This window comes from Mycobacterium sp. NGS50 (assembly GCF_059812545.1).
This window is the reverse complement of sequence record NZ_JCALCW010000005.1, coordinates 129,416-152,876: the sequence shown is the minus strand read 5'-3', so window position 1 is coordinate 152,876 and position 23,461 is coordinate 129,416. Positions and strand designations below refer to the sequence as shown.

The window sequence follows — 23,461 nt, the reverse complement described above, 5'->3', positions numbered from 1 at the left end:
CGGATCCTCAACAGATTCTTGGCGGGTAGTCCCGAATCGGCGATCGTGGCCGCTGACCCTTCGGCCGGGTCACAATGGGCTGACGTCGCCGACGACCTGGAGGACGGGAAACGCGATGGGCGGTAGCGGTCTGGGGTTCGGCCTGCTGGGGCCGTTGTCGGTGAGCGTGGCCGGCACGCCGGTGGCGTTGGGTACCCCCAAGCAGCGGGCGGTGCTGGCGATGCTGCTGATCAACCGGAATCGCGTGGTGGGCACCGAGTCGCTGGTGGATGCTGCCTGGGACCAGGCGCGGGCGCCGGCGGTACGCGCCAGCCTGCACTCCTACGTGTCCAATCTGCGCCGAATCCTCGGCGGCGCAGGGGCGGACTCGCACACCGTATTGTCCAGCGCCCCGCCCGGGTATCGGCTCAGTGTGGCCGACGGCGCATGTGATCTGGACCGGTTCGTCGCCCGACGGTCGGCCGGGGTTCATGCCGCCGCAGCGGGGCACTTCGAACAGGCCAGCAGCCATCTGTCGGCTGCGCTGGCCGAATGGCGGGGGCCGGTACTGGACGACTTGAGCGACTTCGCCTTCGTCGAGCCGTTCGCCACGGCGCTGACCGAAGATAATGTGTCGGCGCAGACCGCGCGTGCTGAGGCTGAAATCGCGTGTGGGCGCGCCAATGCCGTGATCGGTGAACTCGAGCGGCTTGCCGCGGAGCATCCCTATCGCGAACCGTTGTGGGCGCAGCTGATCACCGCCTACTACGTCACCGAACGGCAATCCGATGCGCTGCATGCCTGTCGACGGCTGAAGGCGGCGCTGGCGGAAGACCTGGGCATCGACCCGGGCCCCACAATCAGGGATCTGCAGGCTCGGATTCTGCGCCAGGAACGGGTGGACGCCGAGCAGGTCGCCAGGACCACCGCGGCCCGCGAGCTCAGCGCCGTTCATGCCGGGTTCGGCGGCCAGTCCGGTGTCGCCGGGCTGCGCGACGCGGCAGGACGGCGTTATCCGCTGCAGGCGCCGGCGGTACGGATAGGGCGCTTGGCCGACAATGACATCGTTCTCGACGACGCCGACGTCAGCCGGCACCACGCCGCAATCGTCGATACCGGAAGCAGTTTCATGATCATCGACCTGCGCTCAGCCAACGGCGTACTGGTGCAGGGCCGGCGGGTGGGCCATAGCGTTACCCTCGCCGACGGCGACCGCATCGGGATCTGCGGGCACGAGTTCACCTTCGAGCTGCAGCCCTAGATCACGACGGGCGGACCTCGGAGTCCTCACGCAACCGTGCCAACGCCTGACGAACCGTCGAAGCGTCCGTCGTCGTCCAGAACGGCGGCAGCGAGGCCCGCAGGTACCCGCCGTAGCGGGCGGTCGCCATCCGGGAGTCCAGCACGGCGACCACGCCGCGGTCGTCCACACCGCGCAACAGCCGGCCTGCGCCCTGCGCCAGCAGCAACGCGGCGTGGCTGGCGGCCACCGCCATGAAGCCGTTGCCGCCCCGCGCGGCCACCGCGCGCTGACGGGCGGTCAGCAGCGGGTCGTCGGGCCGCGGGAACGGGATCCGGTCGATCAGCACCAGCGACAGCGACGGGCCGGGAACATCGACGCCCTGCCACAGCGACAGCGTGCCGAACAACGAGGTGGCGGGATCGGCGGCGAACTGCTCGATCAATGCGCCGGTGGCGTCGTCGCCCTGGCAGAGCACCGGGGTGTCCAGCCGGTCGCGCATCGCGTCGGCGGCGGCCCGCGCGGCCCGCATCGAGGAGAACAGCCCCAGGGTGCGCCCCCCGGCAGCGGTGACCAGATCGGCGACCTCCGTGAGCATCTCGGCGGTCCCGGTGCCGTCGCGGCCGGGTGGCGGCAGGTGGGCGGCGACGTAGAGGATGCCGGCCTTGGCGTGCTCAAACGGTGAGCCGACATCCAGGCCGCGCCAGCTCGGCGCGGGATCTCCGTCGGTCAAACCCCAAGCGCTGGCCATCGCGTCGAACGATCCACCGACGGTCAGCGTCGCCGACGTCAGCACCGTGGTCGATCGGGCGAAAAGTCGGCTGCGCAGCAGGGCGGCCACCGACAGCGGCGCCACCCGCAGGACGGGGTGCATGGTGCCGCGGTTGTCCTCGTGAGCCAGCCAGACCACGTCGGTGCGGTCGGGAATGGCGGGCACAAACGAATCCAGCGCCCGCGCAGCGGTATCGGCGATGTCGGTGAGCGCAGCCACCGCCTCGATGCGGGCGGCGGCCGCTTTCGGATCGCTGGGGCGCAGGTCGATCGACGACCGCGCCGCGTGGGCCGCATCCCGCAGCGCGGTCAGATAGCTCGACATCTCGTCGTCGAGGTAATCCAGTCGGCCCGGGGTGCCGTCGTGGATCGCCGACACGAAGGTGGCCGACGCGGCCTCCAGCCGCTGCACCAGCTCCGGTTCCACCAGCCGGGTGATCCGGCGCGACGCGACTCCCAGCGCGGTCGAGGTCAGCTCCCCGGTCGCCACCGCGGTCACCCGGTCGACCAGGTCGTGCGCCTCGTCGATCACCAGCAGCCGATGTTCGGGCAGCACCGCGGAATCGGTGGTGGCGTCGATGGCGAGCAGGGCATGGTTGGTCACCACGACATCGGCCTGCCCGGCCCGGGCACGGGCGCGTTCGGAGAAGCAGTCCGTGGAAAACGGGCAGCGCGACGGCCCCAGACACTCCCGCGCCGACACGCTGACCTGCGCCCAGGACCGGTCGGGCACCCCGGGTTTCACCTCGTCGCGGTCACCGGAGTCGGTCTGCGCCGCCCAGGCGGTGAGCCGTTGCACGTCGCGGCCCAGCGCACTGGCCGCAAACGGTTCGAAGAGCTGCTCCTGGGGCCGGTCGTCGGACTCGCTGCTGGGGCCGGAGTCGCCTTGGATCTTGTTCAGGCACAGGTAATTCCGCCGGCCCTTCAGCAGTGCGAAATCCGGCCGGCGGCCCAGGGCGTCGGCGAGCGCGTCGGCCAGCCGCGGCAGGTCGCGGTCCACCAACTGGCGTTGCAGTGCGATCGTCGCCGTCGACACCACCACCGGGGTTTCATCGGATACCGCCCGCGCGATCGCAGGAACCAGATACGCCAACGACTTGCCGGTGCCGGTTCCGGCCTGTACGGCCAGGTGTTCGTCGGTGTCGAAGGCCCGTGCCACCGCATCGGCCATCTGCACCTGGCCGCTGCGTTCGCTGCCGCCGAGCGCGGCGACCGCGGTGGCCAGCAGTTCGGGGACCGACGGTTCACTCATCGACGTACTGGGTAGGGATCGCCGGGGTGCCCGGCGCCAACTTCAAGCCTTCCAACGGCAGACTGCGCAACCCCGCCGCCACCAGGTCCCGCGTCCTCGCCATGTCCGCGTCGGCCAGCACCTTTCCGCCGCGCACCAGCGCGACGGTCAGCGTCCGCTCGGGCCCGGTCGACGTGGGCGGTCGGCCCGCCGGATGGACGACCTCCTCGACCACGGTGCCGCCGGGGTCGGATCGCCGCAGCGCCTGCTTGTGACCGCCGCGCGACGTCTTGCGGATACTGCGCTTCTGCACCGGTGCGCCGTCGACCTCAACCAGCTTGTAGACCATGTTCGCTGTCGGGGCTCCCGAGCCGGTCACCAGCGCGGTGCCGACCCCGTAGCTGTCCACCGGGTCGGCGCGCAAAGCGGCGATGGCGAACTCGTCCAGATCCCCGGAAACCACGATGCGCGTCCGGGTGGCTCCCGAAGCGTCCAGCTGCTCGCGCACCTGGCGGGCCAGTACCCCCAGCTCACCGGAGTCAATGCGGACCGCCCCCAGCCGCGGGCCGGCCGCGGCGACCGCGTTGTCCACCCCGGTTGCCACGTCGTAGGTGTCCACCAGCAGCGTGGTATCCGGGCCCAGCGCGTCGACCTGGGCGCGGAAGGCGGCCAATTCGTCGGGGCCGTCGGCGCCGGCATGCAGGAGCGTAAAGGCGTGGGCGCTGGTCCCCAAGGCCGGCACCCGGTAGCGCCGCTGGGCCTCCAGATTCGACGACCCCGCGAAACCCGCCAGGTAGGCGGCGCGCGCGGAGGCCACGGCTGCCTGCTCGTGGGTGCGGCGTGAACCCATCTCGATCAACGGCCGCCCGGCTGCGGCGCTGACCATCCGCGCGGCGGCCGACGCGATCGCCGAGTCGTGGTTGAAGATCGACAGCGCCAGGGTCTCCAGCACGATGCACTCGGCGAAACTGCCGTGCACCGACAGCACCGGCGAACCCGGGAAATACAGCTCACCCTCGGCGTATCCGTCGATGTCGCCGGTGAAGCGGAAATCGGCCAGATATCCGCACGTGTCCGGGTCCAAGAATTCGGCCACCGAGGCCAGTGCGGCGTCGTTGAAGGCGAACTGCGGCAATGCTTCCAGGAATCGCCCGGTGCCGGCTACCACCCCGTAGCGCCGGCCCGCCGGAAGCTGCCGGGCGAACAACTCGAAACTGACCCGGCGCTCGGCGGTACCGTCGCGCAGCGCCGCAGCCAGCATCGTCAGCTCGTATTTGTCGGTCAGCAGCCCAGCGCACGCCGAGTCGGTCACCACGCCACCGTATCGGCTGGTCGCTTCGACGGCTTGGCTCGGTATCCTGGCAGCCATGGTTGCGTCAGCATCGACGTCGGTGCCGGTCAAACCGGGTATCAGCGCGGAGCGGCAGGTCGAAGCCCTCGACGAGACGGCCAGCCCGTGGGTGACCATCGTCTGGGACGACCCGGTCAACCTGATGAGCTATGTGACCTACGTTTTTCAGAAACTCTTCGGCTACAGCGAGCCGCACGCCACCAAGCTGATGTTGCAGGTGCACACCGAGGGGAAGGCCGTGGTGTCAGCGGGCAGTCGGGAGTCGATGGAAACCGATGTGGCCAAACTGCACGCCGCGGGGTTGTGGGCCACTCTGCAGCAGGATCGCTGAGCGGGCCGCCGGTGCGTAGATGGAAGCGGGTGGACACCGCCGACGGTCCGCGGTTCCGGTCCACCCTGGACACGCACGAGGCGGCGCTGATCACGAACCTGGCCGGATCCGTCGTCGAAATGCTCAACGAGCGGGAATCATCCACGCCGGCAGACGAACTCGAACAGATCACCGGGATCAAGACCGGGAACACCCAGCCTCCCGACGACGACACCATGCGTCGGCTGCTGCCGGACTTCCACCGATCGGTCGACGATGAATCGGTGGACGGCCTCAACGCGGCGCTGCGCAGCATCCACGAACCGGCGATCATCGACGCCAAACGTGATGCCGCACAACGGGTGCTGGACACCGTCCCGGACGGCGGAGGCTGGCTGGACCTGACCGAGGACGACGCGCACGCCTGGATCGCGGCGGTCAATGACATTCGGCTGGCGCTGGGAACCATGCTCGAGGTCGGGCCGGAAGGACCCGAGCGGCTCTCACCCGAACATCCGCTGGCCGCCCATCTGGACGTCTACCAGTGGCTGACCGTGCTGCAGGAATACCTGGTCCTGGTAGTGATCGGGAGACCGGCCCGATGAGCTCGATCACCGACGTCGCCGGAATCCTGGTGGGCCATCATCACCGGCTCGACCCGGACGCCACGCTGGGCAGCGGCTGGGCCAGCGGGGTCACCGTGGTGGTGGCGCCGCCGGGCACCATCGGCGCCGTCGACTGCCGGGGCGGTGCGCCCGGAACCCGCGAGACCGACCTACTCGACCCGTCCAACAGCGTGCGCTACGTCGACGCGGTCGTGTTGTCCGGCGGCAGCGCATACGGCCTGGCCACTGCGGACGGGGTGATGCGCTGGCTGGAGGAGCACGGCCGCGGCGTGGCCATGGGCTCCGGGGTGGTACCGATCGTGCCCGGCGCGGTCATCTACGACCTGCCGGTGGGGGACTGGGGGTGCCGACCCACCGCGGAGTTCGGGTATGCGGCGATCGACGCCGCCGACACGCAGACTCCGGTCGGAGCCGTCGGCGCCGGGGTGGGGGCACGCTCCGGAGCGCTGAAGGGTGGAGTCGGCACCGCGTCGAGGACGCTGGACTCCGGGGTGACGGTCGGCGTGCTGGCGGTGGCGAACTCGGCGGGCAGCGCCGTCGACCCCAACACCGGCTTGCCGTGGCTGGCCTACCTCATCGACGAGTGCGGGTTGCGGCCGCCGCCGGCCGATCAGATCGCCGCGTTCGCCGAGCTCGACGCCGCACACCGGCCGCTCAACACCACCATCGCGGTGGTCGCCACCGACGCCGCGATCAGCCCAGCCGGATGCCGGCGGGTGGCGATCGCCGCCCAGGATGGCCTGGCCCGCGCCGTACGCCCCGCGCACACCCCGGTGGACGGTGACACCGTGTTCGCGCTGGCGACCGGCGCCGTCGAGGTGGCGCCGCCGGCCGACACCCCGGCCGGATTGTCTCCGGAGACGGCCCTGGTCGCTGAGGTGGGTGCCGCGGCCGCGGACTGCCTGGCCCGGGCCGTGCTGGACGGGGTGATCGCCGCACAGTCGGTGGCCGGCGTCCCGGCCTACCGTGACGTGCTGCCCGGAGCGTTCGCGTGACCGCGCTGCCGTCGGCGACCACGCCGCCGTCGAAGAAACGGCCCGCCTGGCAGGTCGGCGGCCTGACCATCGTGAGCTTCGTGGCGCTGTTGTACGCCGTCGAACTGTTCGACCAGCTGGGCGATCACCAGCTGGACCGCAACGGAATCCGGCCGTTGGAAACCGAGGGCCTGTGGGGCGTCCTGTTCGCGCCGTTGCTGCACGCCAACTGGGCGCACCTGATGGCCAACACCGGCCCGGCGCTGGTCCTGGGTTTTCTGGTGACATTGGCCGGGCTGGCCCGGTTCGTCTGGGCCACGGTGATCGTCTGGATCGTCGGCGGCCTGGGCACCTGGCTGATCGGCAACCTGGGTTCGGCCTGCGGCCCGACCGATCACATCGGGGCGTCCGGCCTGATCTTCGGCTGGCTGACGTTCCTGCTGGTGTTCGGGTTCTTCATCCGGTCGTTCTGGCAAACCCTGATCGGGGTCGTGGTGCTGTTCCTCTACGGCGGGGTGCTGTGGGGCATCGTGCCGGTGCTCTCTGGGGGTCCCGTGTGCGGCGGGGTGTCCTGGCAAGGGCATCTGTGCGGCGCGTTGGCCGGGGTGCTGGCCGCCTATCTGCTGTCCGGCCCAGAGCGCAAGGCACGGGCCGCCAAGAAGGCGGTATCGACATGACCTCGCCACTGGCGCCCATCGGGGTGTTCGACTCGGGAGTGGGCGGCCTGACCGTGGCACGCGCCATCATCGACCAGCTGCCCGACGAGGACGTCATCTACGTCGGCGACACCGGTAACGGCCCTTATGGCCCGCTGAGCATTCCCGAGATCCGTGCGCACGCTCTGGCGATCGGCGACAGACTGGTTGAGCGGGGGGTGAAGGCGCTGGTGATCGCCTGCAACTCCGCATCGTCGGCGTGCCTGCGCGACGCGCGGGAACGCTACGACGTGCCGGTGGTGGAGGTGATCCTGCCGGCCGTGCGGCGCGCGGTGGCCGCCACCCGCAACGGTCGCATCGGTGTTATCGGTACCAGCGCAACCATCGCCAGCCGCGCCTACCAGGACGCGTTCGCCGCCGCCCGGGACATCGAGATCACCGGTGTGGCCTGCCCGCGCTTCGTCGACTTCGTCGAACGCGGTATCACCAGCGGACGTCAGGTCCTCGGCCTCGCGGAGGCATACCTGGAACCACTGCAACACGCCGAAGTGGACACCCTGGTGCTCGGCTGCACCCACTATCCGCTGCTGTCCGGGCTGATCCAGTTGGTGATGGGGGAGCAGGTCACGCTGGTGTCCAGCGCGGAGGAGACCGCCAAGGATCTGCTGCGGGTGCTGACCGAATCCGACCTGCTCCGGCCGCACGATGCGCCGGCCGCCACCCGGGTTTTCGAAGCCACCGGCGACCCCGAGGCGTTCACCGTCTTGGCGGCGCGTTTCCTGGGCCCGACCGTTACGGGTGTTCGCCAAACCGCAATGCCACCCTCACCGTGATTCCCATCGCCCAAACCCGCCATGTCGGTGTCATCCCAGCGTTGGGCATGGCACAGTAGGACCGTGCGACTCACCGTGCTCGGTTGTTCGGGCAGCGTTGTCGGTCCGGATTCGCCGGCATCGGGCTACCTGCTGCGAGCGGAGGACACGCCGCCGCTGGTCATCGACTTCGGCGGCGGCGTGATGGGCACTCTGCAGCGGCACTGCGACCCGGGATCGGTGCACGTGTTGTTGTCGCATTTGCATGCCGATCACTGCCTGGATTTGCCCGGGTTGTTCGTCTGGCGGCGCTTCCACCCGAACCCGCCGCTGGGCAAGGCGCTGATGTACGGGCCCAGTGACACCTGGTCGCGGTTGGGTGCGGCATCGTCGCCGCACGGGGGGGAGATCGACGACATCTCCGACATCTTCGACATCCGCCATTGGGTCGACGGCGAGACGGTCACGCTGGGTGCATTGGCGGTGGTGCCCAAGCAGGTCTCCCATCCCACCGAGTCCTACGGCATGCGGGTCACCGACCCGTCCGGGGTGACGCTGGTGTACAGCGGCGACACCGGCTACTGCGACGCGCTGATCGAGTTGGCCCGAGACGCCGACGTGTTGCTGGCCGAAGCCTCCTGGACGCATTCACCGGACCGGCCGCCGCGGCTGCACATGTCGGGCACCGAAGCCGGTCGCACCGCGGCGCAGGCCGGCGTGCGGGAGTTGCTGCTCACCCATATTCCGCCGTGGACCTCGCGCGAGGATGTGATCAGCGAGGCGAAAGCCGAGTTCAGCGGGCCGGTGCACGCCGTGGTGTGCGGCGAAACGATCGACATCGGCCGCTGACAGCGGCCGCTGCCGCTGAAATCGACGCATAAATTGACCTTCAGCCCCCGGCAACGGGGGTTTTCGCAAATTCAGCCGTCTATTTCAGCCGTGCCTTCCTGTGGCGCCGCCGCGCAGCCCGGCTAGGGTTGGCGCGTGTCCAAGCGAGAAGACGGCCGCCTTGACGACGAGCTGCGCCCAGTGACGATCACCCGCGGATTCACCGCCCATCCGGCGGGCTCGGTGCTGGTCGAATTCGGCCAGACCCGGGTGATGTGTACGGCCAGCGTGACCGAAGGGGTGCCGCGCTGGCGGAAGGGATCCGGCCTGGGCTGGCTCACCGCGGAGTACGCGATGCTGCCGGCAGCCACCCACACCCGCTCCGACCGGGAGTCGGTCAAGGGCCGCGTCGGCGGACGCACTCAGGAGATCAGCCGATTGGTGGGCCGGTCGCTACGGGCCTGCATCGACCTGGCTGCGCTGGGGGAGAACACCATCGCGATCGACTGCGACGTGTTGCAGGCCGACGGCGGCACCCGCACCGCGGCGATCACCGGGGCCTATGTGGCGTTGGCCGACGCGGTGACCTACCTGTCGGCGGCCGGCAGGCTGTCCGATCCGCGCCCACTGTCCTGTGCGATCGCGGCGGTCAGCGTCGGCGTCGTCGACGGCCGGGTCCGCGTCGATCTGCCGTATGAGGAGGACTCCCGCGCCGAGGTCGACATGAACGTCGTCGCCACCGACACCGGCACCCTGGTGGAGATCCAGGGCACCGGGGAGGGCGCGACCTTCCCGCGGTCCACCCTGGACAAGATGCTCGACACCGCGCTGGCCGGTTGCGAGAAGCTGTTCGCCGTGCAGCGCGAGGCGCTGGAGTTGCCGTACCCGGGCGTGCTCCCCGAAGGCCCGGCGCCCAAGAAGGCGTTCGGAAGCTGACCTCGCTGCTGGTCGCCAGCCGTAACCGCAAGAAGCTGGCCGAGCTACGCCGGGTCCTCGACGCGGCCGGGCTGACCGGTCTGACGCTGCTGTCACTCGACGACGTGGCGCCCTTCGACGAGGCTCCCGAGACCGGCGCGACGTTCGAGGACAACGCGTTGGCCAAGGCACGCGACGGGTTTTCCGCCACCGGCCTGGCCTGTGTCGCCGACGACTCCGGGCTGCAGGTGGCCGCCCTCAACGGCATGCCCGGGGTGCTGTCGGCGCGCTGGTCGGGCAGCCACGGCGACGACGCCGCCAACACCGCCCTGTTGCTCGCGCAGCTGGCCGATGTCCCCGATGAACGGCGCGGAGCGGCGTTCGTGTCCGCGTGCGCGCTGGTGTCACCGGCCGGCGAGGTCGTGGTGCGCGGCGAGTGGCCGGGGACGATCGCGCGGGAACCGCGCGGCGATGGGGGATTCGGCTACGACCCGGTGTTCGTGCCGGACGGTGCGGCGGTGACCGCCGCCCAATTGTCACCGGCCGAGAAGGACGCGGCCTCGCATCGCGGCCGGGCGTTGGCGCTGTTGCTGCCCGCGCTGCGCGCGTTGGCTTGATTCGACACGCAAACCCCTGCCGAGCGTGAAGCTGGGTTCACGCTCGGCAGGGCTACACGCCGAAGCGCTCCTTGATCTGCTTGGTCTGGAAGTGCTCGACGATGATGCCGAGCAGCGGGATGGTGCCCGACAGCAGCACGCCGATGGTCTTGCCGAGCGGCCAGCGGACCTTGATCGCGAGGTTGAACGCGGCCAGCATGTAGACGAAGTACACCCAGCCGTGGACGATCCCGATCCAGGTCGGTGGATTCTCCACCTTCACCACGTAGCGCACCACCACCTCGTAGGTCAGCGCGATCAACCACAAACCGGTCGTCCACGCCATCACCCGGTAGCCCAGCAGCGCGGGGCGGATCTTCTCAACGGGGGCGGCCCCCGCGGGCGCTTCGGGCGTGCTCATGTGGTGGTCCTGTTCTCTCGGTCCTGATCGGATTGGGCCAGTTCGGCAAGGTAGGCGTTGTAGTCGCTCAGCGCGGAGTCATCGGACGGCGGGGCGGCGGGCGCGGGACGCTCGGGCAGCAGGCCGGCCGGAATCTCGGTCACACCGGTGCGCGGCTCGGGCGGGACTTCCTCATAGCGAACGAACTTGCGGTAGGCGTAGACGCAGAACCAGGCGAACAGCGGCCACTGCAGCGCGTAGCCGAGGTTCTGGTAAGTCCCCGACACCGACTCGAATCGCGTCCACTGCCACCAGCCCAGCGCCAGGCAACCGCAGGCAGCGACGATCACCAGCACCACCAGTGCTGGTCTCCGACGCCGTGTAGTGGACACCCCTTGACCGTACCGGTCAGGCTTTGGGCCCGACGAACTCGTCGAGACGCGCGGTGGCGGCCTTGCGGTAGATGGCGATCTCATAGGTGCTGTTGTGTGTCCAGGGGATGCCCAGTGTGTCCAGCGCCGCGCAGAACAGGCCGCGGATATCGCCGGAGCGGTTCGAGAAGTGGTAGCGGACACTGCGCACACCGCGATCGTTGGCGACGACCCGGCAGCCGTCGCTGTCGATCAGGCCGCGAATGAATTCCTCGGTGGCGTGGCCGACCAACGCCTCCTGCCAGGGTTCGAGGCGGATCGGGCGGGTGTGCTTCTTGCCGGGGCGGTGCTGGGGGAGCAGGCAGGGCCAGTGCTTGGAGCAGAGCGAGACCTCGAAGCAATTATCAGTACGCTGCAATATCGCCGCATGCTGCCCTGGCATCAGAGTGTCGATCGCTTCGCGACAACGTTGGATGATTCCCGGGTACTTTGCATCGAGCGTGATCCTGATCCGCCACACGCGTCGTTGCCTGGAGATACATCCGTCGCCGAGGTAGAGACCGAGCAAGTAGCAATACGCGGGCGGCGGCAACGCAGCGAAGTCATGACGGACCCCGCACCCCGGCCCGCTCGGTAGCCTGGGCCAAACTTGTGGACGGCGTCGCCAGTCCCGCACGGTGGTTCGTGGCACACCGAAGCGTCGCGCAATCGCACAGTCGTTGACACCGGCTGCGATGAGACGACGGGCCGCGTTGAATTCTTCTGCAGACCGCATGACTCACGGTATCGGGCACCACCGACAGATTCCGTTGACCCGAAGGGCGGTACGATCGCTTGGCCTTGCGGGCGTGATGGAATTGGCAGACATGATGGCTTTAGGTGCCATTGCGCGAAAGCGCGTGAGGGTTCGAGTCCCTCCGCCCGCACTCAGCTCAGCACTGGACTTCGATGCGGAAGTCGGCGGCCTTCGTGGTGTCGGGATGCTCCAGGTTGGGGCCCTGCGCGGTACCGCTCACCGTGTAGGTCGCATCGCTGAACGTCGCCTCGGCCTTGCCGACACCGGCGTTGGCAACACCGGTGAACCCATTGAAATTATTGATGTCGACGTTCTCCGGTGTCACGGTGTCGTCGAGTCGCAGCAGCATCCGCACCCGCGCTGGGGCGGCGCTGATCTCCACTGTCAGCAGCGATTGGACCTGACCGCAGGTGATGGCGTGTGAGGTGCGAGTGTTGCCATCCACGGTGATCCGAGCGGTCTTCTGCGGCAGCGTCTTTGACTGCCCGTAGCACCCCGTGCTGCCCAACGGCAACGCCAGGACGATCGCCACTGCAGCCACGAATCGGTTTCTCACCCGGGCATCTCCTCTACCGTGTTTTCGCGATGATGTTCTCGGCGAACCGCTCGATGGCAGGCCGGTAGCGTTCAGCGTCGAGGGTGCCGTGGTTGCCCGTCAAGACCTCCTGGGCGCCGGCCCATGGGCTGCACATGACCGCGGTGATGCCGATGTCCTCGGCCCGCCGGAACAGATCGGGGGACGGCGCCGCGCGCAATGCCAGCATGATCTCGAAAGGCGCGTTCTCGCGGCCGTATTCGCGGCGCAGTGCGGTCAGCTTCTGCACGTAGCCGACCGCCTCATCGAAGGTATAGGCCGCGCCGACCCACCCGTCGCACCAGCGGGCCGCGCGATGCAGCGCGGCCGCGGACTCACCGCCGCACATGATCGGCACCGGCGCGGGCGGATGCGGCTCGATCATCAACTCCGGCACGCGATAGTGCGGCCCGTCCCACGACACCCAGCCGCCGCGCCACAGGGCGCGCAGCGCCGGGATCATCTCGTTGAGCCGCTCGCCGCGGGTATGAAAATCCTGACCCATCAGCTCGTACTCTTCGCGCATCCAGCCGACACCGACCGCCAGTGCCACCCGCCCGCGCGACAGCACCGACGCCGTCGCCACCTGCTTGGCCACTTCCAGCAGCGGTCGTGCCGGGGCGACGTAGACGGCGTTGGTGAAGCGCAGTCGCGTCGTCAGCGCCGCCATCGCACCGATCAGCACCCATGAATCGGGCCAGGCTGTCTCCGGTTTCCACATCGGCTTGCCGGAGGGCGACGGGTACGGCGACGTCAGCTCGCGCGGGTAGATCAGGTGATCCGAGCAAGTGATGCCATCGTATCCGGCCTCGTCGAGCAGCCGCGCCACCTGCGGCGCCTCCACGGTGTTCATGAAGGCGGTACCGGTCCAGAACTTCATCGCCCCGCCGGCCCGTTGACGAACCAGACGTTTTCTTCCCGCAGCTGCCGGCTGCGCCAGCCGTCGGGCCCGCGCACCAGTTCGTGGTGGTAGTACCCGCCGCAGTAGCTGAGCCCGTCGATGCCGGGTAGTTGCATCGGGTTGTAGAACATCGCCCGCACCGACGCGGAGTCGCCGTCGATGACCGGTTCGATGTTGGTGATGTAGTGCATGCTCATGCCGATCGCGCCGAATCCGGCGGCCAGCCAATCGGTGACCTCGTCGCGGGTGCCGCTGATCGCACCCGCCGATGAATAGTCGATCACCGCATCGTCGGTGAACACCGAGCGGTACACGTTCCAGTCTTTGGTGTCGACCGCGCGGGCGTAGCGGTGCAGCAGCGCGGAGATGGCCAACTCGTCGGCGACCCGTGCCTCCTCGCTCACTCGGGCATGCCGATGGTCTTGGATTCCAGGTATTCCAGGAAGCCTTCGGAGCCGTTACGCCGGCCCAGACCGCTCTGTTTGGTGCCGCCGAACGGGCTGCTGATCCCGAAGTGACTGCGCGAGTTGATCGTCACGTTGCCGGTCCGCATCCGCTGCGCCACCGCAAACGCGCGGTCGACGTCGGCCGAGGACACCTCACCGGACAACCCGTAGATCGAGTTGTTCGCGATGGCGATCGCCTCGTTCTCGGTGTCGTAGCCGGTCACCGTCAGCACCGGCCCGAAGATCTCCTCCTGCGCGACACGGGCATTCGGATCGACATCGGCCAGCAATGTCGGCGCCACGTAATAGCCGGTCGGCAAATTCTCCGGCACACCGCCGCCGGTGATCAGCCGGGCACCGTCGGCAAGCCCCGACGCGATCAGGCCCAGCACCTTGCGCCGCTGCGTGTCGCTGATCTGCGGGCCCTGCATGATGCCCTGCTGCCACGGATCACCGACCGGGAAGTTCTCCATCGACGTCTTGAGGATCTCCAGGCCCTCGTCATAGCGGCTGCGCGGCAACAGGATGCGCGATGGCAGGATGCAGCTCTGCCCCGACATCACGCAGGCCATCATGGCGGCCATCGCCATCGCGGTACCCAGATCGGCGTCGTCGAGCACGATGTGCGCGGACTTGCCGCCCAGCTCCAGCAGCGTCTTCTTCACCGTCGCCGAACCGGCCGCCAGGATCGCCCGGCCGGTGGCGGTGGATCCGGTGAACGTGATCATGTCGACCCGCGGATCGGCGGAGAGTGCAGCGCCCACCTCATTGGCGTTGGAGACGACGACGTTGAAGACCCCGGCGGGGATGTCGGTCTCCTCGGCGACGATGCGGCCCAGCTCGCTGCCCGACCACGGCGTCAGCTGCGCGGGTTTGAGGACGACGGTGTTGCCGGCCATCAGCGCGGGCACGGTCTCGGCGACGTTGAGATAGAACGGCACGTTCCACGGGGTGATCGCGCCGACCACGCCGACCGGCTCGTAGTGGATCTTGCGGCGTGCCGGGCCCAGCTGGGTGGGATGCACCCCGGTGTCGACCAGGTAGTCGAACGCTTTGCCGTGCTCGGCCCAGTGCTTGACCTCGGCGATCGGGTCCTCGATCTGGCTGCCGGTCACCATGATCGGGCAGCCCACCTCGGTGACCAGCACCCGGCGCAGTCGCTCCTTGTTGCGGTCCAGGGCCTCGTGCAGCTGCATCAGGCACCGGTAGCGGAACTCCACGTCACGCGACCAATCGCCCGCGTCGAATGCGCGCCGCGCCGCGGCCACCGCCCGCCCCATGTCGTCCACCGTGCCGTCGGTGGCCTGCCCGGCCACCTCCTCGCTGGCGGGGTGAATCACGTCGAACATCGCGCCGCTGGCGGTGTGCTGCAGCTCGCCGTCGATCAGCATCCGGTCGTCGCCGGCCAGTACGCCGGTCGTGTCCTGCACTTCGGTCATGGTTCCCTAGCTTTACAAATAATCGCTAGAGTGTCACCCCATCAGTTGAAAATCGATGATCCCCCGAACGATTTCACCGTTGCGCAGCTCGGCGTAGGCGTCGTTGATGTCGTCGAGCCGGTAGCGCTTGGTGATCATCTCGTCGAGCTGCAGCTGTCCGGTCTGGTACAGCGTGGCGAAGCGGGCGATGTCGGCCTTGGGGTTGCAGGAACCGAAGACGGTCCCGGCCAAGGTCTTGTTCATCAGGATGAAGTCCTGCAGGTCGATCTTGACCGAGCGGGTGGTCTGCGCGGTCATCCCCGTCAGCACACAGGTGCCGCCCTTGCGGGTGAGCGCCAGCGCGTCGCGCACGTCGGCCGGGGTGATCAGCGAGGGTGAGACCACCACCGCGTCGGCCATCACGCCACGGGTCAGGTCGCGCACCAGATCGACCGCGTCGGCGGCGCCGGCGACGCTGTGGGTGGCGCCGAACCGCAGTGCCGCCTCCTGTTTGAACTGCACCGGGTCGACCGCGACGATGTGGGCGGCGCCGTTGATCCGGGCGCCCTGGATCGCGCCGGTGCCGATGCCGCCGGCGCCGACGACGACGACGGTGTCTCCCGCGCGCACGGCGCCGCGATGGGTGATTGAGCCGTATCCGGTCGGGATCGCGCAGGACAACAGTGCGCTGGGCAGCAGCGGCAACTCCGGATCGATCTTGACCAGCGACTCCGCGGCCACCACCGTGTGTTCGGCGAACGCGCCGATCTTGGACAGGTGGCCCAGCGGCCGCCCGTCGGCGGTGTGGTGGCGAAACGTTCCGTCGGTCGGCATGCCCGGAGTCAGCGTGCCGATCCCGGCGTCGCACAGGTATTCCATCCCGGTGGCACACCAGCGGCACTGACCGCACACCGCCACAAATGACATGACCACGTGGTCGCCGGGCGCGAAAGCGGTGACCCCGTCCCCGATTTCGCGTACCACACCGGCGCCCTCGTGGCCGCCGATGGTGGGGAACATGGTCGGCAACCCGAGGGACCGCAACACCTCGTTGGGTGCGGACATGTCGCCGGTCAGGATGTGGTCGTCGGAATGGCACAACCCCGCCGCAGCCATCTCAACCAGGACCTCACCGGCGCGCGGCGCGTCCAACTCGAATTCCTCGACCGACCACGGTCCACCCACATCGTGCAGGATGGCGGCGCGGCTCCTCATGGGGCCGTGACGGCGTCAGTGGCGATCGTCATCAGCGGGCCTCCCGGAACTCGAACCTTACTATCATTATATAAATAGCAAGGAAGGCTGCGCTAGACCGGGTCGAACTTCGAGATCAGCCACTTGTTGTCGACCTTGGTCAGCGTCACCAGCACGCTGCTGGTCGCGATCCCGGGTTCCGGCTTGTCGTTGCTGATCGTGGTCTGGTTGACGAACACCAATACCACCGCCGAATCGGGATGCAGTTCCTGCACGGCAGACCCGACCACCTGCGCGGTGGTCGTCACCGCCTTCTCCTTGGCCGCGGGCGCGACGATCTTCTGGGTGAAGTCGTCGTAGTAGGACAAGAAGTCGCCGGTGAGATGTGTTCTGGCGTTGCTGACGTCGCTGTCGATAGTGCCCGGCGTGTAGGTCAGAATTGCGACGATGCCCTCGGACGCGGCGTCGGCAGCCCTCTGCTGTGCGGTGGTATCGGTTTGACGATCTGTCTGGTACCACCCGAAATACAGCAGGGCGGTCAGCCCCGCGGCAGCCAGAATCAGCATGATCAGAATCAGCGGAACAACTTTGAGTTCGATCCGCCAGTTCGACAGCCGCGAGCGGGTGCGCGGGGTGTTGTCTTCCTCGTCCCTCGAGTCGGTCACGGTCATGGCACCATCTCGAGCCTGGACACCTTGTACTGGCCGCCTTCCCGGTTAACGGTCAGCCGCATCCGAAATGCCCGCGGATCTTCTTTCGCGCCAGCGGCGTTGGACACATTCGAGGTTGCGGCGACCAGCACCACAGCGGAGTCGGTGTCCATCGACTCGACGGCGACGGCATGCACCGTCCCCTCGCTGATGACCTTGGATTGCTCCACCACCGACGCGAAATCGTCTGCCCGCTGCTGGAAATCGTCTTTGAACTCTCCGGTGGAGTTGTCGATCACCCGTTGGACGTCCTCTTTGGCGTGGGTGTAGTTGTACGACGTCAGGTTGATCAGTTCCTGGCGGGCCGCCGCAGCGAAGGCGGCGGCCTGGTCCCGGCGTTGGAGCGCTTCGCGGTGATGCCACACCAGGTATCCACTGATCCCCAGCAACGCACAGATGATCGCGATAGCCGCAGCGGCCAGCAGCCTCGACAGCCAGCCGCGTTGCGACACCGGTCGGGCATCGTCGGGTTCCGGCTCGGCGTCGCCCGGCCCGGGGTGCTCGTCGGGCTCGGCCGTCGCGTCGGTGGTTTCGGCGGCCGCCTGCTCCTTCGCCGCGGCCCGCTTCAAACGCAGCGCGTCGGCCCGGGCACGCGCGGCGGCAGCCAACGCCTCTGCTTCGTCGGCTTCGGCCTCGGCAAGCTCGGCCAACACCCGCGCGTCACCGGAATTCTCCGCGGCCGCGGTGTCATCGGCCATGGTGGCCACGCCTGTCCAACGCCATTATCGACTGCACTCCGGTAACTTTTACGGTATCGCCCATTGCTAGCATCGCAGACACCCCGACTCCGATGAGGACCGATCAGCATCATGCCCGCCGCCGACCCTCCCGAGACGATACTCTTTGCGTCCACGGCCCAGGCGTTTCTGCAACAACAGGCGCCGCTGAGCAAAGTGCGTGAGCTGCATGCGGCCGGGCTGTCCTTCGACCGGGATTGGTGGAGACAGGTCGCCGAACTGGGGTGGACCGGTCTGTTGGTTCCCGAGGAGTTCGGCGGCGGCAGCGTGTCGGGCAACGGTGTGGCAGACCTGGCCATGATCGCGCAGCGGATCGGTGCCACGGTGGCGCCCGGGCCGCTCTACCCGGTCAGCACGGTGCTGGCCGGACTGTCCGATTGCGCCGAGCCGGCTGCGCATGCGGCCACCATCGATGCGCTGGTATCCGGAGAGCAGATCGGGTCATGGGCGGTCTATGAACCCGGTCGGGGCTGGGCTCCGCTGGAGCCGTCGCTCACCGCCACCGAGACCGCATCCGGCTACCGCCTCGACGGGGTCAAGGACCGCGTCGAGGCGGGTGCCGACAGCGACGTGCTGTTGGTGGTGGCCCGCTGCGATCGGGGGGTGCGGCAATTCCTGGTGCCCACCAGCGCGCCGGGAGTGCGGATCGCCTTGCAGCGGTCGCTGGACCTGGTGAAGCAGTACGCGCGGGTGGAGTTCGACGGCGTCGTCGTCGACGCCGGCGCCGCAGTCGGCGGCGCGCAGCAGACCCCGGCGTTGATCGAGCGGCAAAGCCAGATCGCCCAGATCCTGCAGTGCGCCGAGACCGTCGGAATCCTGGCAACGGTATTCGACCTCACCGTGGCGTGGGCGTTGGACCGGCACACCTTCGGGCGACCGCTGGCGTCGTATCAGGCGCTCAAACATCGTTTCGCCGACATGAAGATGTGGGTGGAGGCCTGCCGTGCGACGACCGCTGCCGCGGTCACCGATATTGCCGCTCGCTCATCGCGGGCGGGACGTTCGGCCAGCGTCGCCAAGTCATACGTGGGGGAGATGGCGTCGGGGATCGTGCAGGACTGCGTCCAATTGCACGGGGGTATCGGCGTGACCTGGGAGCATGACCTGCACCTGTATCTGCGCCGGGTTGCCTTGTACCGCTCGATGTTCGGCACACCCGAGGAACACAATCTGCGGGTGTATGCGCACGCCGCCGCACAACGGGCGGGAGCCGCGGGATGACGCAGACCGAGTCGGTGGACCAGTTCCGCGCCCGTGCGAAAGCCTGGCTGGCCGATAACATGCCGCGCATCGACCCCGCGTCGCCGCCCGCGGCCAACCGCGACGACGATGTCTGTTGGCGACGTGCCCGTGAACTGCAAAAGCGGCTCTACGAAGGCGGATTCGCGGGCATCTGCTTCCCCCGCGAGTACGGCGGGCTGGGTCTGGGCTACGAATACCAGCGGGCATTCGACCAGGAGTGCACCAGCTATGAGATGCCGCTGATCCTGAACACCCCGACGTTCACCATCTGCTGCGCGACCTTGCTGGACACCGGCAGTGAGGAACAGAAGAAGCGGCATATCGCCGCCGCGCTGCGTGGCGACGAGGTGCTGGTGCAACTGCTGTCCGAGCCCAGTGGTGGATCGGATCTGGCCGGGGTGATCACCCGCGCCGAGCGCCACGGCGACGGCTGGGTGCTCAACGGCGCAAAGACCTGGAGCACCAGCGCATTTGCCGCGGATTACGGCCTGTGCCTGGCACGAACCAACTGGGATGTCCCCAAGCACGAGGGCCTGACCATGTTCCTGGTGCCGATCGCGCACCCGGGAATCACGTTGCGGCGCATCACTCAGCTCAACGGGTCCACCGAGTTCTGTGAAGAGTTCCTCGACGGCGTCGACGTCGGCGACGACGCGGTGGTGGGTGAGGTCAACGACGGGTGGGCGGTCGCCTCGCGGCAGCTCCACCACGAGCGCCGAGCGGTCGGGCAGGGGTCGGAGTTCGCCAGCGGTACCGGCAGCGAGGGCGGCCGGTCGACGCCGGTGGACTACGTGGCGTTGGCCGAAAAGACCGGGCAGGCAGACGATGAGCGGGTGCAGGCACTGGCCGGCCGCGCCCTGGTACACCGCATGGTCGGCGACCAGATGGTCGACCACGTGTACCGCAGCGTGATGGACGGCAGCCTGCCACCGACCGCCGGGACCCTGATCCGGCTGTTCCATGCCGAGACCGTGACCACCGACGTCGACACCGCGCTGCAGATCGCGGCGACGGCCGGGGTGGTCGGCGAACCCGGTGACGGGCTGGAGACCGGGCTGCGCTACCTGTCCCGGCAGACCGTCTGCCTGGGCGGGGGCAGCACCGAGATGGCGCGCAACGTCATCGCCGAACGGGTGCTGAACTTCCCCCGCGAGTACGCCGCCGACCGCGGGGTGCCGTTCAACCAGGTCCGCCACTCGACCCGCTGACGCGAACCACCCGCGAGCGTGCGTAGTTGCACAGTTTTTCCGCCTGTAGGTGTGCAACTGCGCACGCTCGCGGCTGAAATTCGGGTCAGGCCGGGACGGGCTTGGCGATCTTGAACAGGTCCATCATGTTGCCGCCCATGACCTGTGCCTGCTCGTCCTGGGACAGCTCGGCGAGATCGTCGACGAACGTGATCGGGTCCTTGAGCCCTTCGGGGTGCGGCCAGTCCGATCCGAACACCACCCGGTCGATGCCGACCATCCGGGCGATGTCGACGAAGTTGTCCTCCCAGAACGGGCTGATGTACACGCAGCGCTTGAACGCCTCGATCGGGTCTTCCAGGAAACCGTTGGGCATCTTGGCGTAGGTGCCCTTGAGCTGCTTGAACAGGTAGGGCACCCAGTCGGCGCCGTTCTCGATGGACAGCACCCGCAGTTCGGGGTTGCGGGACAGCGCACCGTGGCAGACCAGGGCCGCCATCGCGTCCTCGATCGGGCGCTTACCCATCGCCACCATCCGGAACGCGGTGGGTTTGAACGGCAGGAACTCGTCGCCGGGTTCCCAGACGTTGAGGAACTCCGAATACCCGCTGTCCGAGGCATGCATGGACACCGGAATGCCGGCCTTGATACAGGCCTGCCAGAACGGGTCGAACTCCTCCAGACCGAACGAGCGGGTGCCGCGGTACCCGGGCACCGGTGCCGGACGCACCAGCACGGTCTTGGCGCCGCGCTCCAGACACCATTCCAGCTCCTCGAGGGCACGGTCGACGATGGGCAGCGTGACCACCGGGGTCGCAAAGATGCGGTCTTGGTAGTTGAACGACCAGGTTTCATACATCCACTGGTTGAGCGCGTGGATGACGTCGTGGATCATCTCCGGGTCGTCCTTCATCCGCTCCTCGACCAGGCTGGCCAGGGTCGGGAACATCAGCGCGTAGTCGACGCCGAGTTCGTCCATCATCTCCAGCCGCGGTCCGGGCTCGCGGAACGCCGGGATGGATTTCATCGGCTCGCCCAGCACTTCGCGGTAGCTCTTGCCGCCGCTGCCGTGCCGGAAGTACTCCTCCTGGGCACCCGGACGCGCCACCACGTCGAAGGTGGGGTTGGGGATGTAGTCGCTGATGTGTCCCCGCACGACGATCTTGGTCCGGCCACGGACCTCGACGTAGTCGATGACGCGCTTGCGGTTGTCGGGCAGGAACTTCGTCAGCGCCTCCCGGGTTTCGTACATGTGGTTGTCGGCGTCGAACACCGGGTAGGGGAGCTCGCGAGACGGCATGACAGCCTCCTGGGCACGGGTCTGAGGGCGGGCTAACGCATTGTGGTAATGACGTTACCACCTGGCTGATCCAGGTGAAACGGTGTTATCGGGGTGGCGCGCCGCGCCCGTCGGTGGGGTAGTCGACCACGGCGAAGTTCATGGTGGCGGTGGCGGCGAGCTCGTTGTCGGAGCTGCGGAAGATGTCGACCTGTGCGATCACCGCACGGCGGCCGGCGCGCAGGATCCTCGGGACCGCTCGGGCGGCGCCGTCACGGATCGGGCGCAGGTAGCGCACCGACAGGTCGGCCGTGGTCAGGCCGTGGCCCGGCGGGATGAACTTGAGGCCGAACGCGCCGCCGGCGACGTCGGCCAGCGTGGCGATCAGCCCGCCCTGTAGTGCCCCGGAAGTGTTGACCACCAAGGGGCTTACCGGGATCTCGGTGATTGATTCCGCCTCGTCGCCGGCGCCGCTTGGGCCCCCGACGGCGGCCCCCCGCAGCCCGATCTCGTCGAACACATCACCCAGTGACGTGAGCGCCTCCGATCGGCCGGCCCCCACGGACAGGGCGCCCACGCAGAAGTCGTGCAGCTGCGCCGAGTCGACGGGTGTGCCGTTCAGCTCGGCGCCCAGCCAATGCAGCCGCAGCGCCCCGAGCACGGTCTGCATCACGATCGCCGCGGCCGAGCCCACGTCGAGGGCGGGCCGGAACACGCCCTCGTTGACGCCGCGCTGCACCAGGTCGCAGAACAGCTGATGCAGCGGGAACAGCACCCGGGCGTAGTCGCGCGGCCGGGTCTCGGCCAGATGCTGGTTGTACAGGCTCAGCGCCCGGTTCAGGCTGTCCTGGGTACTGGACTCGGGTTGTGCGCTGATCCGGTCGAGCACCAGCTTGAGCGCGGCGACGCTGTCCAGCCCGGTGGTTTCGGCGCGCCAGGTGAGCGCCGACTGTGCCATCGTCTTGTCGAACAGGGCCAGCAGCAGATCGTCCTTGCTGGAAAAATGCTGGTAGAAGGCTCGCAACGAGGTCTTGGAGCGAGCGACGACCTCTTGCACGGTGAAATCGGTGCGTCCGGTTTCGCCCAGGATGGTGATCGCCGTCTTGATGAAGCGGGCATCGCGGGTGACGGGTTCGACCTCACCGTCCGTGTTGTCGGTGTCGACCTTGGGCATCCCCGTCATGAGAATGAGGTTACCGCGCGGCGCGCCACTCAGATGGAGAAGTCCTCGCCGTGCCACACGCCGGCTTCCGGCAGCCGGATGACGCGGCCGGTCTGCGGAGTGTCGGCCAGGCCCTCCAGCCGGGTCACCCGGGTGAGCAGGGATTGCAGGCTCACCCCGACCAGGTCGGGCAGCTTGGAGTCGTCGGGGGCACCATTGGTGCCGGGCCGCTCGATGCTGACGATCTGTCCGGGCACCCCGACCACCACCGCGTGCGGCGGAACCGATTTGACCACAACGGAGTTCGCGCCGATCCGGCTGTCGTCGCCGATGTCGATGGGGCCCAGGACCTTGGCCCCGGCGCCGATCACCACCCGGTTGCCGATGCTCGGGTGGCGTTTCCCGGAGTCTTTGCCGGTGCCGCCGAGCGTCACCCCGTGGTACATGGTCACGTCGTCGCCGACCACCGCGGTTTCCCCGATCACGACGCCGGTCGCATGGTCGATGAACACGCCGCCGCCCAGGATCGCCCCGGGGTGGATGTCCACTCCGGTCAGAATGCGGGTGAGTTCAGCGAGGGTCCGCGCGGCCACCCGTGCACCGCCCTGCCACAACCAGTGGCTGATGCGGTGGCCCCAGATGGCATGCACGCCGGGATAGGCGAGGATCACTTCCAGGGTGCTGGGCCGGGCCGGGTCGCGGTCCTTGGCCGCCCGGATATCGCGCTGTATGGCCGCGAGCATCACTCGCATCTC

Annotated in this window: 26 protein-coding genes, 1 tRNA gene and 1 pseudogene; 12 read left to right on the top strand and 16 right to left on the bottom strand. The window is 68.3% G+C overall.

Going from position 1 to position 23,461, the window contains the following annotated elements:
• Positions 1-115 precede the first annotated feature (115 nt).
• Complete coding sequence (locus AC5Y36_RS05840; protein WP_500039917.1) at positions 116-1,240, top strand: BTAD domain-containing putative transcriptional regulator; 1,125 nt, start codon at positions 116-118, stop codon at positions 1,238-1,240.
• A gap of 1 nt (position 1,241) precedes the next feature.
• Here AC5Y36_RS05840 and AC5Y36_RS05835 read toward each other — a convergent pair whose 3' ends face one another.
• Both AC5Y36_RS05835 and AC5Y36_RS05830 read right to left on the bottom strand, forming a co-directional pair.
• Complete coding sequence (locus AC5Y36_RS05835; RefSeq protein ID WP_500039916.1) at positions 1,242-3,242, bottom strand: ATP-dependent DNA helicase; 2,001 nt, start codon at positions 3,240-3,242, stop codon at positions 1,242-1,244.
• Positions 3,235-4,533, bottom strand: a complete 1,299-nt coding sequence (locus tag AC5Y36_RS05830) for a nicotinate phosphoribosyltransferase (RefSeq protein WP_500039915.1) — start codon at positions 4,531-4,533, stop codon at positions 3,235-3,237. The genes AC5Y36_RS05835 and AC5Y36_RS05830 overlap by 8 nt, the downstream gene beginning before the upstream one ends.
• 55 nt (positions 4,534-4,588) lie before the next feature.
• Between AC5Y36_RS05830 and clpS the strand changes: the two genes are divergently transcribed.
• From clpS to AC5Y36_RS05790, 8 genes are all read left to right on the top strand, one after another.
• Complete coding sequence (gene clpS / locus AC5Y36_RS05825; protein WP_500039914.1) at positions 4,589-4,903, top strand: ATP-dependent Clp protease adapter ClpS; 315 nt, start codon at positions 4,589-4,591, stop codon at positions 4,901-4,903.
• Between the two features lie 11 nt (positions 4,904-4,914).
• The gene (gene aosR, locus AC5Y36_RS05820; RefSeq protein ID WP_500039913.1) at positions 4,915-5,487 is read left to right on the top strand and encodes an oxidative stress transcriptional regulator AosR; all 573 of its coding nucleotides are present in this window, start codon (positions 4,915-4,917) and stop codon (positions 5,485-5,487) included.
• Positions 5,484-6,503 carry a P1 family peptidase gene (locus AC5Y36_RS05815; protein WP_500039912.1) on the top strand — a complete coding sequence of 340 codons (1,020 nt, stop codon included), beginning with the start codon at positions 5,484-5,486 and terminating at the stop codon, positions 6,501-6,503. The genes aosR and AC5Y36_RS05815 overlap by 4 nt, the downstream gene beginning before the upstream one ends.
• Positions 6,500-7,159: a rhomboid family intramembrane serine protease gene (locus AC5Y36_RS05810; RefSeq protein ID WP_500039911.1), complete on the top strand. Its 660-nt coding sequence runs from the start codon at positions 6,500-6,502 to the stop codon at positions 7,157-7,159. Before AC5Y36_RS05815 ends, AC5Y36_RS05810 begins: the two co-directional genes overlap by 4 nt.
• Positions 7,156-7,971 carry a glutamate racemase gene (gene murI / locus AC5Y36_RS05805; protein ID WP_500039910.1) on the top strand — a complete coding sequence of 272 codons (816 nt, stop codon included), beginning with the start codon at positions 7,156-7,158 and terminating at the stop codon, positions 7,969-7,971. Before AC5Y36_RS05810 ends, murI begins: the two co-directional genes overlap by 4 nt.
• A 21-nt stretch (positions 7,972-7,992) precedes the next feature.
• Positions 7,993-8,799, top strand: coding sequence for a cyclic nucleotide-degrading phosphodiesterase (locus AC5Y36_RS05800; RefSeq protein WP_500039909.1), 807 nt, complete (start codon positions 7,993-7,995; stop codon positions 8,797-8,799).
• Between the two features lie 135 nt (positions 8,800-8,934).
• Complete coding sequence (gene rph, locus AC5Y36_RS05795) at positions 8,935-9,714, top strand: ribonuclease PH (RefSeq protein ID WP_500039908.1); 780 nt, start codon at positions 8,935-8,937, stop codon at positions 9,712-9,714.
• Complete coding sequence (locus AC5Y36_RS05790; RefSeq protein WP_500039954.1) at positions 9,711-10,310, top strand: non-canonical purine NTP pyrophosphatase; 600 nt, start codon at positions 9,711-9,713, stop codon at positions 10,308-10,310. Before rph ends, AC5Y36_RS05790 begins: the two co-directional genes overlap by 4 nt.
• Before the next feature lie 52 nt (positions 10,311-10,362).
• Here the strand turns inward: AC5Y36_RS05790 and AC5Y36_RS05785 are convergent, their stop codons facing one another.
• The 4 genes and pseudogenes from AC5Y36_RS05785 to AC5Y36_RS05770 form a co-directional block, all read right to left on the bottom strand.
• Entirely contained in the window at positions 10,363-10,710 is a 348-nt protein-coding gene (locus AC5Y36_RS05785) for a DUF3817 domain-containing protein (protein ID WP_500039907.1), read from the bottom strand.
• Entirely contained in the window at positions 10,707-11,081 is a 375-nt protein-coding gene (locus tag AC5Y36_RS05780) for a hypothetical protein (RefSeq protein ID WP_500039906.1), read from the bottom strand. The genes AC5Y36_RS05785 and AC5Y36_RS05780 overlap by 4 nt, the downstream gene beginning before the upstream one ends.
• A gap of 16 nt (positions 11,082-11,097) precedes the next feature.
• The gene (locus AC5Y36_RS05775; RefSeq protein ID WP_500039953.1) at positions 11,098-11,580 is read right to left on the bottom strand and encodes an LAGLIDADG family homing endonuclease; all 483 of its coding nucleotides are present in this window, start codon (positions 11,578-11,580) and stop codon (positions 11,098-11,100) included.
• A 147-nt stretch (positions 11,581-11,727) separates the two neighbouring features.
• Positions 11,728-11,835: pseudogene (locus AC5Y36_RS05770) on the bottom strand (hypothetical protein); the annotation flags it as partial.
• Positions 11,836-11,902: 67 nt separating this feature from the next.
• Here AC5Y36_RS05770 and AC5Y36_RS05765 point away from each other — a divergent pair.
• Positions 11,903-11,986: transfer RNA gene (locus AC5Y36_RS05765), tRNA-Leu, on the top strand.
• 6 nt (positions 11,987-11,992) lie between these two features.
• Here the strand turns inward: AC5Y36_RS05765 and AC5Y36_RS05760 are convergent.
• The 7 genes from AC5Y36_RS05760 to AC5Y36_RS05730 form a co-directional block, all read right to left on the bottom strand.
• Positions 11,993-12,412, bottom strand: a complete 420-nt coding sequence (locus AC5Y36_RS05760) for a lipoprotein LpqH (RefSeq protein ID WP_500039905.1) — start codon at positions 12,410-12,412, stop codon at positions 11,993-11,995.
• A gap of 13 nt (positions 12,413-12,425) precedes the next feature.
• Positions 12,426-13,310, bottom strand: a complete 885-nt coding sequence (locus AC5Y36_RS05755; protein WP_500039904.1) for a TIGR03619 family F420-dependent LLM class oxidoreductase — start codon at positions 13,308-13,310, stop codon at positions 12,426-12,428.
• The gene (locus AC5Y36_RS05750) at positions 13,307-13,735 is read right to left on the bottom strand and encodes a nuclear transport factor 2 family protein (RefSeq protein ID WP_500039903.1); all 429 of its coding nucleotides are present in this window, start codon (positions 13,733-13,735) and stop codon (positions 13,307-13,309) included. Before AC5Y36_RS05750 ends, AC5Y36_RS05755 begins: the two co-directional genes overlap by 4 nt.
• Positions 13,732-15,216, bottom strand: coding sequence for an aldehyde dehydrogenase family protein (locus AC5Y36_RS05745; protein WP_500039902.1), 1,485 nt, complete (start codon positions 15,214-15,216; stop codon positions 13,732-13,734). Before AC5Y36_RS05745 ends, AC5Y36_RS05750 begins: the two co-directional genes overlap by 4 nt.
• Before the next feature lie 33 nt (positions 15,217-15,249).
• Positions 15,250-16,410, bottom strand: a complete 1,161-nt coding sequence (locus tag AC5Y36_RS05740) for a Zn-dependent alcohol dehydrogenase (protein WP_500039901.1) — start codon at positions 16,408-16,410, stop codon at positions 15,250-15,252.
• Between the two features lie 92 nt (positions 16,411-16,502).
• Positions 16,503-17,060: an Rv1363c family protein gene (locus tag AC5Y36_RS05735; RefSeq protein ID WP_500039900.1), complete on the bottom strand. Its 558-nt coding sequence runs from the start codon at positions 17,058-17,060 to the stop codon at positions 16,503-16,505.
• Entirely contained in the window at positions 17,057-17,797 is a 741-nt protein-coding gene (locus AC5Y36_RS05730) for an Rv1363c family protein (RefSeq protein ID WP_500039899.1), read from the bottom strand. The genes AC5Y36_RS05735 and AC5Y36_RS05730 overlap by 4 nt, the downstream gene beginning before the upstream one ends.
• Before the next feature lie 111 nt (positions 17,798-17,908).
• On the opposite strand from AC5Y36_RS05730, the gene AC5Y36_RS05725 reads away from it, so the two are divergent.
• Both AC5Y36_RS05725 and AC5Y36_RS05720 read left to right on the top strand, forming a co-directional pair.
• A complete protein-coding gene (locus AC5Y36_RS05725) occupies positions 17,909-19,057 on the top strand; it encodes an acyl-CoA dehydrogenase family protein (protein ID WP_500039898.1) in 1,149 nt (382 codons plus the stop codon).
• On the top strand, positions 19,054-20,286 hold the full coding sequence (locus AC5Y36_RS05720; protein ID WP_500039897.1) for an acyl-CoA dehydrogenase family protein: 1,233 nt from the start codon (positions 19,054-19,056) through the stop codon (positions 20,284-20,286). Before AC5Y36_RS05725 ends, AC5Y36_RS05720 begins: the two co-directional genes overlap by 4 nt.
• 85 nt (positions 20,287-20,371) lie before the next feature.
• Here AC5Y36_RS05720 and AC5Y36_RS05715 read toward each other — a convergent pair whose 3' ends face one another.
• From AC5Y36_RS05715 to cysE, 3 genes are all read right to left on the bottom strand, one after another.
• The gene (locus tag AC5Y36_RS05715) at positions 20,372-21,565 is read right to left on the bottom strand and encodes an amidohydrolase family protein (RefSeq protein ID WP_500039896.1); all 1,194 of its coding nucleotides are present in this window, start codon (positions 21,563-21,565) and stop codon (positions 20,372-20,374) included.
• An 85-nt stretch (positions 21,566-21,650) separates the two neighbouring features.
• A complete protein-coding gene (locus tag AC5Y36_RS05710; RefSeq protein WP_500039952.1) occupies positions 21,651-22,718 on the bottom strand; it encodes a hotdog fold thioesterase in 1,068 nt (355 codons plus the stop codon).
• 38 nt (positions 22,719-22,756) lie between these two features.
• Positions 22,757-23,449, bottom strand: a complete 693-nt coding sequence (cysE, locus tag AC5Y36_RS05705) for a serine O-acetyltransferase (RefSeq protein ID WP_500039895.1) — start codon at positions 23,447-23,449, stop codon at positions 22,757-22,759.
• Positions 23,450-23,461: the final 12 nt, after the last annotated feature.

Excerpts from the sequence above, each read along its gene's own strand:
- cysE (WP_500039895.1), bottom strand. The coding sequence starts at position 23,449 with ATGCTCGCGGCCATACAGCGCGATATCCGGGCGGCCAAGGACCGCGAC.
- AC5Y36_RS05715 (WP_500039896.1), bottom strand. The coding sequence starts at position 21,565 with ATGCCGTCTCGCGAGCTCCCCTACCCGGTGTTCGACGCCGACAACCAC.
- AC5Y36_RS05835 (WP_500039916.1), bottom strand. The coding sequence starts at position 3,242 with ATGAGTGAACCGTCGGTCCCCGAACTGCTGGCCACCGCGGTCGCCGCG.
- AC5Y36_RS05740 (WP_500039901.1), bottom strand. The coding sequence starts at position 16,410 with ATGAGGAGCCGCGCCGCCATCCTGCACGATGTGGGTGGACCGTGGTCG.
- murI (WP_500039910.1), top strand. The coding sequence starts at position 7,156 with ATGACCTCGCCACTGGCGCCCATCGGGGTGTTCGACTCGGGAGTGGGC.
- AC5Y36_RS05785 (WP_500039907.1), bottom strand. The coding sequence starts at position 10,710 with ATGAGCACGCCCGAAGCGCCCGCGGGGGCCGCCCCCGTTGAGAAGATC.
- AC5Y36_RS05815 (WP_500039912.1), top strand. The coding sequence starts at position 5,484 with ATGAGCTCGATCACCGACGTCGCCGGAATCCTGGTGGGCCATCATCAC.
- AC5Y36_RS05725 (WP_500039898.1), top strand. The coding sequence starts at position 17,909 with ATGCCCGCCGCCGACCCTCCCGAGACGATACTCTTTGCGTCCACGGCC.
- AC5Y36_RS05730 (WP_500039899.1), bottom strand. The coding sequence starts at position 17,797 with ATGGCCGATGACACCGCGGCCGCGGAGAATTCCGGTGACGCGCGGGTG.
- AC5Y36_RS05735 (WP_500039900.1), bottom strand. The coding sequence starts at position 17,060 with ATGACCGTGACCGACTCGAGGGACGAGGAAGACAACACCCCGCGCACC.
- AC5Y36_RS05800 (WP_500039909.1), top strand. The coding sequence starts at position 7,993 with ATGTCGGTGTCATCCCAGCGTTGGGCATGGCACAGTAGGACCGTGCGA.
- AC5Y36_RS05755 (WP_500039904.1), bottom strand. The coding sequence starts at position 13,310 with ATGAAGTTCTGGACCGGTACCGCCTTCATGAACACCGTGGAGGCGCCG.
- clpS (WP_500039914.1), top strand. The coding sequence starts at position 4,589 with ATGGTTGCGTCAGCATCGACGTCGGTGCCGGTCAAACCGGGTATCAGC.
- AC5Y36_RS05720 (WP_500039897.1), top strand. The coding sequence starts at position 19,054 with ATGACGCAGACCGAGTCGGTGGACCAGTTCCGCGCCCGTGCGAAAGCC.
- AC5Y36_RS05745 (WP_500039902.1), bottom strand. The coding sequence starts at position 15,216 with ATGACCGAAGTGCAGGACACGACCGGCGTACTGGCCGGCGACGACCGG.
- AC5Y36_RS05840 (WP_500039917.1), top strand. The coding sequence starts at position 116 with ATGGGCGGTAGCGGTCTGGGGTTCGGCCTGCTGGGGCCGTTGTCGGTG.
- AC5Y36_RS05710 (WP_500039952.1), bottom strand. The coding sequence starts at position 22,718 with ATGCCCAAGGTCGACACCGACAACACGGACGGTGAGGTCGAACCCGTC.